Source organism: Allgaiera indica (assembly GCF_900106675.1).
Classification (GTDB): Bacteria; Pseudomonadota; Alphaproteobacteria; order Rhodobacterales; family Rhodobacteraceae; genus Acidimangrovimonas; species Acidimangrovimonas indica.
In genome coordinates this window covers 265626-277980 of record NZ_FNOB01000001.1, presented here as the reverse complement: position 1 = coordinate 277980, position 12355 = coordinate 265626, and the positions used below count along the sequence as shown (strand labels likewise).

The 12355-nt window shown below is 67.6% G+C and carries 8 protein-coding genes; 2 read left to right on the top strand and 6 right to left on the bottom strand.

Features of this window, described 5'->3' with window-relative positions:
* Positions 1–14: 14 nt before the first annotated feature.
* Positions 15–332: a CBS domain-containing protein gene (locus BLV97_RS01295; RefSeq protein ID WP_081825105.1), complete on the bottom strand. Its 318-nt coding sequence runs from the start codon at positions 330–332 to the stop codon at positions 15–17.
* A 358-nt stretch (positions 333–690) separates the two neighbouring features.
* On the opposite strand from BLV97_RS01295, the gene BLV97_RS01290 reads away from it, so the two are divergent.
* Entirely contained in the window at positions 691–3363 is a 2673-nt protein-coding gene (locus BLV97_RS01290; protein WP_035844012.1) for a cation-translocating P-type ATPase, read from the top strand.
* 74 nt (positions 3364–3437) lie between these two features.
* Here BLV97_RS01290 and BLV97_RS01285 read toward each other — a convergent pair whose 3' ends face one another.
* The 5 genes from BLV97_RS01285 to BLV97_RS01265 form a co-directional block, all read right to left on the bottom strand.
* Positions 3438–4160, bottom strand: coding sequence for a lipoyl protein ligase domain-containing protein (locus tag BLV97_RS01285; protein ID WP_051646147.1), 723 nt, complete (start codon positions 4158–4160; stop codon positions 3438–3440).
* A complete protein-coding gene (locus tag BLV97_RS01280) occupies positions 4157–4387 on the bottom strand; it encodes a biotin/lipoyl-containing protein (protein WP_035844013.1) in 231 nt (76 codons plus the stop codon). The genes BLV97_RS01285 and BLV97_RS01280 overlap by 4 nt, the downstream gene beginning before the upstream one ends.
* A 70-nt stretch (positions 4388–4457) precedes the next feature.
* Positions 4458–5477 (bottom strand): alpha-ketoacid dehydrogenase subunit beta, encoded by a 1020-nt coding sequence (locus BLV97_RS01275; RefSeq protein ID WP_035844014.1) that lies wholly within the window; start codon positions 5475–5477, stop codon positions 4458–4460.
* A 22-nt stretch (positions 5478–5499) separates the two neighbouring features.
* Positions 5500–6486 (bottom strand): thiamine pyrophosphate-dependent dehydrogenase E1 component subunit alpha, encoded by a 987-nt coding sequence (locus BLV97_RS01270; RefSeq protein ID WP_035844015.1) that lies wholly within the window; start codon positions 6484–6486, stop codon positions 5500–5502.
* A 140-nt stretch (positions 6487–6626) separates the two neighbouring features.
* On the bottom strand, positions 6627–8465 hold the full coding sequence (locus BLV97_RS01265) for a sigma-54-dependent Fis family transcriptional regulator (protein ID WP_081825107.1): 1839 nt from the start codon (positions 8463–8465) through the stop codon (positions 6627–6629).
* A 399-nt stretch (positions 8466–8864) separates the two neighbouring features.
* Between BLV97_RS01265 and BLV97_RS01260 the strand changes: the two genes are divergently transcribed.
* The gene (locus tag BLV97_RS01260) at positions 8865–12338 is read left to right on the top strand and encodes a PAS domain S-box protein (RefSeq protein ID WP_051646148.1); all 3474 of its coding nucleotides are present in this window, start codon (positions 8865–8867) and stop codon (positions 12336–12338) included.
* The last annotated feature ends 17 nt before the right edge of the window (positions 12339–12355 follow it).

Sequence of the window (12355 nt, the reverse complement as noted above, 5' to 3'; positions counted from 1 at the left end):
CGGAGATCAATGGGTCAGGACCATAGCACCGGCAGGCGGCGGATCTTGCGCTGGTCCATCAGATGGATCGCGTCATCGACGGCTTCATCCGTGCGACAATAGACGATGCCGGCGGTCATCGTCTCTTCGGCCAGGGTGGAGGCCGGATCGCGGCCCGAGGCCACTATCCGCAGCGCGATGTCGCGGCCGGTGATCACGCCGATCAGCCGGTCGTTCTTGCCCACCGGTACCGCGCCGATATCCCCCTTGGCCATCAGACGCGCGATCTCGGTCACCGGCGTGTCGGCGCTGACCCATTGCGCCTTCTTGTGCATTGCCTCCGAAACGTTCATCGCTGCTCTCCTTGTGCTGTAGTGTTGTGCTGGTGCGGCCTTCACCCCGCCGCCGCCCGCCTGCGCAAACATTGACGCCGCGCAACGCGGCATCGCGCGCGCCGCCGGCGCCTTCGTTTTGCGGCCTGGAAACGGCGGACAGGTCATCGCCGGGTACAAGGCGCGGCCGAGGCGGGGCTTGGTGATCCGGCATCGAAACCCGCCAGGAAGCGTGGCGAAACGCCTGCGGGCCGGGCGCTGGACGCTTTCGCGCAGCTTCGGTGTTGCGCAGCGCAGGGTTTGCTCAGGATCAATGGCCGGTGCCGCGTCTTCCAATAGGCTTGCGGCAACCGTCCGGTCCCAGCCAGGAAGACGCAGCGTGGCAAGCCAGCACATTCCTGCCCTCCCGTATCACGCGTTGACGGCGCAGGAAGCCCTCGATCAGCAGAGGGTCACGGCCGCCGCGGGCCTGTCCGAGACCGAGGCCGCGCGGCGCGGTGCGATGTTCGGGCCGAATTCCGTCGAGGTCAGGCACAGGGTCGGCAGCCTTGCGCTGTTGTTGCGTCAGCTTCAGGGCCCCGTCGTATACATACTTGCCGGGGCTGCGGTCCTTGCCGCCTATTTCAAAGAGATCGAAGAGGCGATCGCCATCGCGATCGTCCTGTCCATCAACACCGTCATCGGCTTCTATACCGAGTTCAAGGCGACCCGATCCATCGAGGCATTGAGCGCCCTCGAACCCCGGACAGCGCGGGTACGCCGGGATGGCCGGGATAGGTTGGTCCGTGCCGAGAAGCTGGTGCCGGGAGATATCGTCCTGCTCGATGCAGGGGACGCGATCCCCGCGGATCTGCGCGTGCTTGAATGCTCGGGGCTTCAGGTCGACGAATCCGCGCTGACAGGCGAATCCGTCGCCGTTGCCAAGGCCGTATCGCCGGTGCCGCCAGACGCGCGGCCAAGCGACCGGCATTCCATGCTGTACAAGGGCACGGCCATCACCCGCGGCACCGCTCTTGCCGTTGTCATGGGCACCGGCCTTTCGACGCAGATCGGTCAGGTGTCGCAACTTGTCGCGCAGGCGGGCGGCGGAAGTTCTCCGATCGAAAGGAAGCTTGCACATCTCTCGGTGCAGTTGGTCTGGGCGGCGCTGATACTGGCGGGGGCGATCGCGGGGTTCGGTATCCTGACCGGAAGGGACGCGTTCCTGATGGCGGAGGCGGCGGTCGCGCTTGCCGTCGCCGCCATCCCCGAAGGGCTGCCGATCGTGGCGACGCTTGCCCTGGCCCGCGGCATGTGGCGAATGGCGCGGAAGAACGCGCTGGTCGAGCGTCTCTCGGCGGTCGAGACCCTCGGCGCGACGACCGTGATCCTGACTGACAAGACCGGCACGCTGACAGAGAACAGAATGGCCGCGCGTCGGCTTTGGCTGCCGGCGGGAATGGTGCGGATCGGCGAGGAAACGAAGACGCTTTCGCCGGAATGCGCGCGCCAACGCGCCGCGCTGATAAAGGTCGCGGTGCTTTGCAACGACGCGGCGCTTGACGAAACCGGAGAGGCGGGCGCCGGCGACCCGATGGAGCTTGCCCTGTTGCGCGCGGGCCTTGCGACCGAACAGCGGCGCGGCGATCTGCTCGAACATTTTCCCATCGTCAGAAAGGTCGCCTTCGACAGTGCCACCAAGATGATGGCGACCGTCCACCGGCGCGAAGACGGCCACTTCTATGCGGTCAAGGGCGCGCCGGAGCCGGTGCTGGCGGCAGGTGCCTATCTGTCCGTGGATGGGCAGCTTCACCCCTTCACGGCGCAAGACCGGCGCGTATGGACCCGCAGGGTCGAAGAGCTTGCGCGTCACGGTCTGCGCGTGCTGGCCTGTGCCGCCAAGACCGAGGCTGGAACCGATGCGAACCCCTACGAAGGGCTGACGTTTCTTGGGCTGATCGGGCTTGAGGATCCGGCGCGCCTTGACGTTCCGCCCGCGATAGAGGCCTGCCATCGGGCCGGCATCAAGGTTGTGATGGTCACCGGCGACCACGCCGCCACCGCGCGCAGCATCGGCCGCAAGGTCGGCCTGCGCTTCGACGCGGGCGACGTGGCCGAAGGCATCGAGATGACAAGGCCCGAGGGCGACGGCGGGAAGGATTTCACGCGGGTCGGAATCTTCGCCCGGGTCAGCCCGAAGGACAAACTCGACCTCGTCCGCGCCTATCAGGACAGGGGCGAAATCGTCGCCATGACGGGCGATGGTGTCAACGATGCCCCGGCTCTGCGCCAGGCCGATATCGGGGTGGCCATGGGGCTGCGCGGTACCGATGTGGCGCGCGAGGCGGCGGCGATGATCCTGCTCGACGACGCTTTCGCGACGATCGTCGCGGCCATCCGCGAGGGGCGGAACATCTTCGGCAACATCCGCCGCTTCGCCGCATATCTGCTGGCGTGCAACCTGTCCGAGATCCTGGTGGTCGGGGTTGCGGTCCTTGCCGGTTTGCCTCTGCCGATCCTGCCCCTGCAGATCCTTTACCTGAACCTGATCACCGACGTCTTCCCCGCCTTTGCCCTTGCCCTGGGAGAAGGCGAAAGCGACGTGCTTGATCAACCGCCGCGCCCCCCGCGTGAGCCGCTTCTGGGCCGCCCCCAATGGACACGGATCGCCGGGCAAAGCCTGTTGATGACGGCCGGAACCTTTGCCGCGATGGGCACCGGCCTGTGGCTTGGCTACAGGCCGGATACGATCGTCACCGTAACCTTCCTGACGCTTGCCTTCGCCCAGCTCTGGCAGGTGTTCAACATGCGGTCGGACCGGACACGGGCCTTGAACAACGAGATCACCAGGAACCCCTGGATATGGGCCTCGCTCGCGCTTTGCGTGACCTTGCTGGTTCTGCCGCCCCATGTCCCGGCGCTCGCGGGGTTGCTTGGCCTCGTGCCGCTCGACGCGGCGCACTGGCGGTTTGTCGTCTTCTTCAGCGCGCTTCCGATGCTTCTGTGGCAAGTGGCCACGATGCTGCTCCAATCAGTGCGTGGCGCGCAGGCTCTGCCGAAAACCGGGCCATGATCCGAAGGCAGCCGGCGTTCGGGCGCGAACATGAGGGGCTGATCGCGCGGGCGGGCAGCCCCCAACGGCCTGTCTCACCGCGCCACCGGCAAAGGCTGGCCCAGGGCTGCGAGCGCCCCGATCCCGCCCAGCACCTCGCACAGCGTCGCGCCACTATCCGCTGCGCGCTGGGCCGCAACGGTGGTATGCGCGCGCGGACCCAGGGTCGGCGGCAGGTTCAAATCCGCGCTCAACCCGTCGATGGCGGCCAGGCAGGCCTCTGGCATCGCCTCGTCCAGAATGACGGCATGTGCCAGAACCGCCCAGCCGGAATGCGGGTCCGCACGGGGTTGCCAATGCTGCGCCGTGCCGGCGATCTTGCGGCCCTCCGCAAGCAGGTTCCACCGGCCGTCGCAGAAGCTGCCGGGCAGGGGGCCGGTTTCGGTCGTGATGCCCAGCGTCGCCAGCGCCGCGCCGACCGTATTGCACAGGTCTTGATAGATGGCCTCGGCCGATCGCCCAAGTGCCGGGCCCGCGCGCGAAAGGTTGACGATGCCCGGCCCCTGCGGCGCCATCCCGCCGCCGGTCGCGCGCAGATGAACCGGCCAGCCCCGGGCCGCGCTGGCCCTTGCCGCCGCCGCAAAGCCCGGCCGTCGCGACATCGCGCGCGGCACCACCAGGCCGGGCCGTTCAGCGCCCCAGACCAAGGCGCCGTGCTGCCCGTCGCGCGCCGCCTGCAACAGCGCATGCTCAGCCGCGATCCCCTCGGATGCGGTCGCGAAACGGTGCGATCCGGTCGCGGCGTCGGGTCCGGTCACGTCACCTCGCCGATGACCGCGCCCTTGGCCACGACCGCGTCGACATCGTGCAAGATATGCAACCTGCCGCCCGCCGGGGCGTGGATCTCATACTGGGTCTTGGCTGTCATGATCTCGGCGATCAGCGCGCCTTCCGACACGGTCGCGCCCTCGCTGGCAAACCACGCGGTGATGACGGTCTCGTCATCGCCTTCCCACAGGTCGGTCGGGATCGTGATGGCGGTCATTGCGTCCTTCCTTTGAATGGCTTGGCTTATAGGTATGCCGGGGGACAATCATGCGGCCCCCGGCGGGGCGTCAGGCCGCCCTCATCCGGCCCCAGGCATCGACGATCTTGGCGGGGCTGGGCAGGAAGAATGCCTCCATCTCGCGCGCATAGGGGATTGGCGCGTCGGGCGAGGTCACCCTCTGCGGCGCCGCCTTGAGGACCGAGATGTCATGCTCGACGACCGAGGCGATCACCTCGCCGGAAACGCCGAAGCTGTGATAATCCTCGTCCACCACGATCAGGCGACCGGTCTTGGCCACCGAGGCGCGGATCGTGTCGCGGTCCAGCGGGACCAGCGAGCGCAGATCCACCACCTCGGCGCTGACGCCGGCCTTTTCCAGTTCCGCCGCCGCCTTCAGCGCGTGATGCACCCCCATCGCCAGGCTGACGATCGTGACATCGCGGCCCTCGCGCACGACCTTGGCCTTGCCGAAATCGACGATGTAATCCTCTTCCGGGGTATGGACCGAGGCGCCCTGTTCGGTGCCCAGCCATCCCATGCCCTGAAGCGACTTGTGGAACATGTAGACGACGGGGCTGTCGTCGCGGATGGCGGCGGTCATCATCCCCTTCGCGTCGTAGGAATTCGACGGCATGACCACCTTCATGCCCGGCAGATGCGCGAAGGTGCCGTAAAGGCATTGCGAATGCTGGCCGGCGTCGGAATAGCCGCCCCCGGTCGATGTCATCACCACCATGGGCACCTTGAAATTGCCGCCCGAAAAGAAGGTGTTCTTGGCCATCAGGTTGTAGATCGCGTCGAAGCAGACGCCGAAGAAATCGGCGAACATCAGTTCGACCACCGGGCGCATCCCGTCCTGCGCGGCCCCCACCGCCGCCCCGATGAAGCCGGTTTCGGAAATCGGCGTGTCGCGGATGCGGTCGCGGCCGAATTCATCGACCAGGCCACGGGTGTTGCCGAAGACGCCGCCAAGCGCGGCAATGTCTTCGCCCATCACGAAGACGCCCGGATCGGCGCGCATTTCCTGGGCGATGGCCTCGGCCATGGCGCGGGCGATGGTCAGTTTGCGTTCGTTGCTCTGGGTCATGTCATGTCCTCCTGACCGGTCCTCACGCGAAGATTTCCGTCAGCGCATCCTTCGGCGCCGGGGCGGGGCTGGAGCGGGCGAAGTCGATCGCCTCGGTCACGCGGGTCTCGGCGCGCGCTTCCAGATCCTTCAGCTGCGCCTCGTCGGCAGTGCCGTCTGCTAGAAGGCGTTTGCGCATCGCGGGGATCGGGTCGCGCGCGAACAGCGCCTCTTTCTCGCCCTTGGGGCGGTAGCCTTCGGCATCGCCCATGAAATGCCCGGCAAGGCGAAAGGTCTCAACCTCGATCAAGGTGGGGCCGTCGCCCGCGCGGGCCCGCGCCACGGCGTCGCCCGCGGCCTCGAAGATCTTCCAGGGATCGTTGTCCGCGACATAGACCCCGGGCACGCCATAGGCCGACGCGCGCACATCGTTGCGCGGCACCGAGGTCGAATCCGCCTTGGCGACCGAAATGCCCCAGCTGTTGTCCTCGATCACGCAGATAAAGGGCAGCTTCCACAGCGCGGCCAGGTTCATCGCCTCGTGAAAGGCGCCCTGGTTCGCCGCGCCTTCGCCGATGAAGGCCACCGCCACGCCGGGCTTGCCCTGCATCTTGCGCGACAGCGCGGCGCCGACGGCGGGTCCCATGCCCTGGGCGATGATCCCGGCGCAAGCAAAGTTCACCTTCGCGTCGAACAGATGCATATGGCCGCCGCGCCCGCCGCTTAGGCCGGTCGCGCGGCCGAAAATCTCGGCCGCCATGCGCTTGAGGTCGACACCCTTGGCGATGGCTTCGTGATGCGGGCGATGCGTCGCCGTGACGATGTCTTCGTCGTGAAGATGCGCGCAGACGCCCACGGCCACCGGCTCTTGCCCGTTCGACAGGTGCATTTCGCCCGGGATCGGGCCGCTGGCCATGTTGAAGACGGGCTGCTTTCCTTCCAGGTAGATCTTCTCGATCGTCTCTTCGAAACGGCGGCTGGTGACCATCGTCTCGTACATCCAGTGCAGTTGTTCCTTGGACGGTGTCATCGTGTCCTCCTCCCGTGCGGTCCTGCGTGACGGCGTTCCCCTCACCACTTTCGGCGGGCTTGGCGGTTGGTGCCAAACGCTGTCGTCGGGGGGGCGGCGGTGTCGCAGGCGGCTGCGACAGGTGTCGCGGTGGCGTCCTGTCAGGAGGGTCGGCTGCCAGGGCGTCCCAACCCCAGGCGGCGGATCTTGCGGTGCAGCGTCGCGCGGCTGATGCCCAGGCGCCGCGCCGCGGCCGAGACGTTCCATCCCGCCGCGTTCAGGGCATGAAGAATGCGGGCCTCCGGTGGGGCACAAGCCGCGGCGGAGGCGCCGCAGGCCGAAAGATACGACGGCAGATGCGCCAGGCGGATGGGCCCGCCATGCGCGCGGCTGCAGGCCAGGGCGATGACGCGGCGGGCTTCGCGCAGGTTGCCCGGCCAGGCATGGGCCATCAGGGCGGCCAGGGCGTCCTCGCGGATCGGGACGTTCCAGCCCGCTGCATCCTGCGCCAGGCGGATCAGCGTTTCCCCCAGCGCGACGGCATCCTCGCGCAAGGCGGGCAGCACCACGCGCGTGCCCTGCATCCGGTAAAGCAGATCGTCGCGCAGCACACCGGCAGCGATCAGCGCTTCGGGCGGGCGGCCGCACAGGGCGACGATCCTCGGGGCCGGGACCCCGCGCAAGGTCTCTGGCTGGTCTTCGAGCATCGCCAGGATCTCGACCAGGAACCCCTGCGGCGCGGCGCCCAGCGCTTCCAGATGGTCCAGGATCACGGTGGACGCGGCGCCGGTTTCGCGGGCGGTCTGAAGGGCATGTTCAAAGACCAGGCGAATGCGCAGCCGGCCTTCGGCACTTGGCTCGATCTGCGCGCAGTCGATCGTGACCAACTTCGCGACCGGCGCGCGGGCACGCGAATGAAGCGTCTGTGCGAAAACGCTCTTGCCGGTACCTGTCTCGCCGATCAGCAGAACGGGCAGGCCTTGCCGGAACGCCGCTTCGGTCTCGGCCATGGCCTCGGTCCAGCCGGGGCGGGGCAGCAATGGAACGGGTGGCATCCTTGCGCCGGCATCGGGTGTGGCGCGGGGCGCGAAACCGGGCGCGGCATGGATCCCGATCGGCAATGTCACATGAAGGCCGATGGCGGAGGGATGGTTGCCTTCGCTGCGCGCGAACCAGCCCGGCGCGTCCAGCAACCGGTCCAGCCCGACGCCGAACAGCGCCGCGATGTCCTGACCGACCATCGCATCGGGGCGCTGGCTTCCGGCGATCCGCGCCGCCCGCCGCGTCGCGGCAAGGATACGGCCCGTTTCATCAAGTGCGACAAGCGCGTTGACCGCGCCGTCCAGTTCCGGGCTGCCGAGCGGCGCGAGCGAGAGCATGATCCGCCCGGCATGGCGGCGCCGGAACATCGCCGCTTGCAGGCGGCGCGCGGCGATCTGCATGACCACGGCGGCCAGCGGCTGCCCGGCGCCGGCGCTTTGCTCGACTGCTGCCGATGTAAGGGTGCCGATGATCCTGTTGTCGCCATCGAGAAGCGGGACCGAACAACAGATGAACTGCCTTAGCCCGACAAAGAAATGCTCTGCCCCGCGCACCGTGAATGGGCCCTGCGACGCAAGTGCCATCTGGATGCCGTTGGTTCCGGCGATACGTTCGTCCCAGCAGCTGCCCGGCACGATACCGCGCTGCACCAGTGCCTCGTCGGCGGGCGGGGCGGACGAAAGCGGCAGCAGCACCTGTTCGACATCGGAAACCAGAAGCGCCCCGCCTCCGCCGGCGACCGCATTTCCCAGCGCGCCGAGATGGCCAGCCCCGTCGCCCAGCGTGTCGGCGAAACGTTCGGCCCGCAGGCGGATCTCGCTTTGCCGGTAGCGCAGGATCGGACGCAAGACATCCGGGACAAGGTGATACCGGTCTTCGCAACGCCGCCAGGATGCGGCGAGCAACGGATGCGGGGCGTTGCGTGCCGAAGGGCCGGTAGTGTCCTGGTGCTGACGCATTCACGCCCCCCCCCGCTGGTCGTGGACAGCTTGGAACGGATCGTTCCGGTGCCTGTCCGGCCCACGCCCCGATGCCCCGGCCCCGATTCGGTGCCGCCGGCAGGGCCATGGGTCGCGACGCCATGTCCAGCCTATCATATCCGCGGATTTCCCGCATGGCTTCCTGGCGCGCCGCGAAAAGGGCGGGTCGTGGCTTGGTCGGGCATGTCGCCTGTGCGCGGGAGAAGCGGGCGTGACGCCGTCGTCCGACATCCCAAGCACGCGCTCGGTGGCTGTTCGAGGTGCGCCGGGCCGGTCGGCCGCATTGGTGCGTCAGAAAAATCTTGCAAAAGAGGGGCTGCCCACAAATTACCGGACATATGATACAAACAAAGAAAAGCAGGCAGGGCAGGTAGACGGATGAGCACAACCGCAGAACCTTCGTATGACGCCCCCGCCCGCGTCGCCGCCAACTGGGGAATGCTGCTCGTCATCTATGTGGTTCTGTCATGTTCGGGGCTGGTTCTCAGGCCGTCCTATGCCGATGCGCTGGCACTGCCGCGCGGCGCGGCGCTCGCACTTGCGATCCTGCTGCTGTTCGGCCGCAGGCGATGGCCGATCGTCCTTCTTGGCGCGATCCTGGCCCGGCTGATCGTATCAGCCGCCTCCGGGGCCGGCCTCGACGCCGTCCCGATCGCCAGTGCGATCGCCATCGCGCTGCTGACGACCCTTCAGGCGGTGGCCGGCGAAGCCATCCTGCGGCGCTGCTTCGGTACACCGATCAATATTCAGGGGCGGGCTCATCTGCTGCGCGGTTTCCTGTTGGTGGGGCCTGCACTTGGGATCATGACCGCTTCGGCGGGTATCGCCATCTTCGGGCTCTTTGGTCAGATCACCCTGTCGGGCCTGATTGGGAACTGGCTTGCCTGGTGGGTCGGCGACTCGATCGCGATCCTGACCGTCACCACCCTCATCATGCTCTGGCCCGGCCAGGCGCCTTCCCCTATCCGATGGCAAGGCGATCCACTGCCCCGCCTGCAGCGCGCGTCGCTGGCCTATGTGCTGGGGTCCTTCGCCATCACGCTTGCCGCCTGGCAGGTGATGACCGCGCTGATGGTGCATGACCAGCGAAACCAGTTCGACACCAGGGTGCGCGACCTGCGCCATGTCGTGGAACGCCGGCTAAGCGCCTATGCGCTTGGCCTGGCCGGCGCGGCGCAGCTGTTCAAGGCACAGGGGCAGGTCTCGGCGGCGCAATGGCAGGGTTACCTGCATGCGATCGACCTGTCCAAAAGATTGCCTGGCCTGGGCGGGATCGGGTTCGCCGTTCCGGCGGGCGGCGGCGTGGGCGCCGATCGCACGACAGGGGCGACGGTGGATGCGGCCCCCGCCGCCGCCGCGAAACACCCCGGCGGCGCGACAATCGCGATCCGGCAGTTCGCGTCCGGCGCGGCCTATCCCGGCCTGCCGCGCGCCGGCATCGCCTTGGTCCCGGCCTGGCGCGCGGCGGCGGAGGCCGCACGCGACAGCGGCGAGATCCGGCTTTCCGGTCCGGGGCCGTCGTCGTCGTCATCGTCATCGGCGCAGGCGGGTGCCGGCGTGTCCCAGGCGTTGCTATTCGCCCCGGTCTATCGCCCTGCGCCGGATGCCGGCGGGCGGCCGGGGGCGGCGCGCGACCGGCGTGGAACCTTCCTTGGCTGGGTGTTCGCGCCGGTCGTCTATGCAAAGCTTTTGTCCAGCGCCGCATCGGCCGGTTCGCGTGACCTGCGCGTCGCGCTCTACGACGGCGCCGCCACCGGTCCCGACAGCCTGGTCAATGCCGAGCCCGGCGACGGCCGCCGGCCGATCTACCGGGATGTCAGCCGGATTTCGGCCTTCGGGCGGACCTGGACCCTGGCATCGCACAGCACGGCGGCGTTCGAGAACACCGCGAACCGGATCGGGCCTTCCTCGATCCTTGCCGCCGGGGTCGCGTTCACGACGATGCTGACCATTTATTTGCTGTCGCTTGGCCGCCGCGAAGACCGCATCAGCCAGGAGGTGAGGGCCCGCACCCGCGAACTTGCCGCCCGGATCGAGGAAAACCGGTCCATCATCCAGACCCCGAACGCCAATATCGCCTTGCTCGATGGGGCTGGCACGATCCTGTTTGCCAACGAATCCTTCAAGAAGCTGTTCGCCGCGCCCGGCGATATCCTTACCGGCCGGCCGTTGCCCGACCTGCTTGGCGGCGCGGTGCGAGACCATTTCGACAGTACCCGGCAGCAGCAGTCGCCGGCTGATTTTCGCGCCGAGGTGCGGGCCACCAGGACCGGCGGCATGGCGCTGGTGCTCGATGTCCAGATCAACACCTGGAATACCGCCGACGGGCTGCGGCGCCACACCTGCCTGATCACCGACGTCAGCGACAAGCGGCGGGTCGAACAAGCTTTGCTGGAGGCGCGCAATCGCCTGGATCTTGCCCTGACAGGGGCCAAGATAGGTGTGCTGGAGTTCGATCTCGCGACGGATACCGCGGTCGCCTCTCCGACCTGGATGCGGATCTGCGGCTTCGACCCCGCCGCGCAGATCGACCCGCGGGCTGAATTCATGCGCCATCTGCGTCCCGAGGACCGCGCCAAACTGGAGGCCAGCGACCGCGCCTGCATCGAAGGCCGGACCGAACGCTCGATCTGCGAGGTCCGTTTCCGCCGGGCAGAGGGGGATTGGCGCTGGATCAGGTCGGAATCGGTGGCCGGGGCCCGCGACGCCGAAGGCCGCGCCGCGAGCCTGATCAGCGCCATGACCGATGTCACCGAGCTAGAGCAACACCGCGAGGCGCTGCGTCAAAGCGAAGAGCGGTTCCGTTCGGCGTTCGAGGCCGCCCCAGTCGGCATGGCGATCATCGCGCCGGACGGGCGGTTCCTGAAGGTAAATGACGCATTGACCCGGATGGTCGGCATCCAGGCCTCGATGGCCGACAGCCAGCCTTTCCACCATTTCCTGCATCCCGACGACCGACGGCGCGTACGCGGCATGGTCGCGTCGGTGCTGGAAGGCCGGCGTGAAAGCTTCGAGACCGAGCTGCGCGCGCTCCACGCCAATGGCAGCGCGATCTGGGGCAAGCTCAGCCTTGCTGCGGTTCGCAACCACGAAGGCGCGCCCGCGACATTCGTGATCCAGGTGCATGACCTCACCGATCAGCGCCGCGCCGAGCGCATGAAGAACGAGTTCATCGCGACCGTCAGCCACGAATTGCGCACCCCCCTGACCTCGATCAGCGGTTCTCTCGATCTGGTGGCAAACGGGGCGGCCGGAACGATGCCGGAGAAGGCGCAGTCGATGCTTTCGATCGCCCGCCGGAATTGCAGGCGGTTGATCCTGCTGGTCAATGACATCCTGGATATGGAGAAGCTTGCCTCCCGCAAGATGACCTTCGATCTTGCCGAGGCCTCGATCCCGACGCTGGTTCATCAGGCGGTTGCGAACACCCGCCCCCTGGCGGCGCAGGCGCAGGTCGACTTCACCCTTGCTGCGCCGGACGAGGACCTGATCGGCCGGGTCGATGCCAACCGTTTCCAGCAGGTGCTGACCAACCTGCTTTCGAACGCGGTGAAATTCTCGGAGTCCGGTGGCTCGGTCGAGATCGCGACCCGGCGCCAGGGATCCATGGCATGCGTGTCGGTGACCGATCACGGGCCGGGCGTGCCGGATTCGTTTCGCGCCAAGATCTTCACCGCCTTCAGCCAGGCGGATTCCTCCGCGACCCGCGCCAAGGGCGGGACCGGCCTGGGCCTGTCGATTTCGCGGCAGATCGTCGAGGAAATGGGGGGAGAGATCGATTTCACCTCCGATCCCGGCACCGCCACGACCTTCTGGTTCACGGTGCCGCTGGTGGCCTCGCCGGCATCCTAGACGCCCGCGCCCCACCC

Coding starts and splice junctions, on each gene's coding strand:
- BLV97_RS01275 (WP_035844014.1), bottom strand. CDS start 5,477: ATGACCCAGAGCAACGAACGCAAACTGACCATCGCCCGCGCCATGGCC.
- BLV97_RS01295 (WP_081825105.1), bottom strand. CDS start 332: ATGAACGTTTCGGAGGCAATGCACAAGAAGGCGCAATGGGTCAGCGCC.
- BLV97_RS01260 (WP_051646148.1), top strand. CDS start 8,865: ATGAGCACAACCGCAGAACCTTCGTATGACGCCCCCGCCCGCGTCGCC.
- BLV97_RS01270 (WP_035844015.1), bottom strand. CDS start 6,486: ATGACACCGTCCAAGGAACAACTGCACTGGATGTACGAGACGATGGTC.
- BLV97_RS01265 (WP_081825107.1), bottom strand. CDS start 8,465: ATGCGTCAGCACCAGGACACTACCGGCCCTTCGGCACGCAACGCCCCG.
- BLV97_RS01280 (WP_035844013.1), bottom strand. CDS start 4,387: ATGACCGCCATCACGATCCCGACCGACCTGTGGGAAGGCGATGACGAG.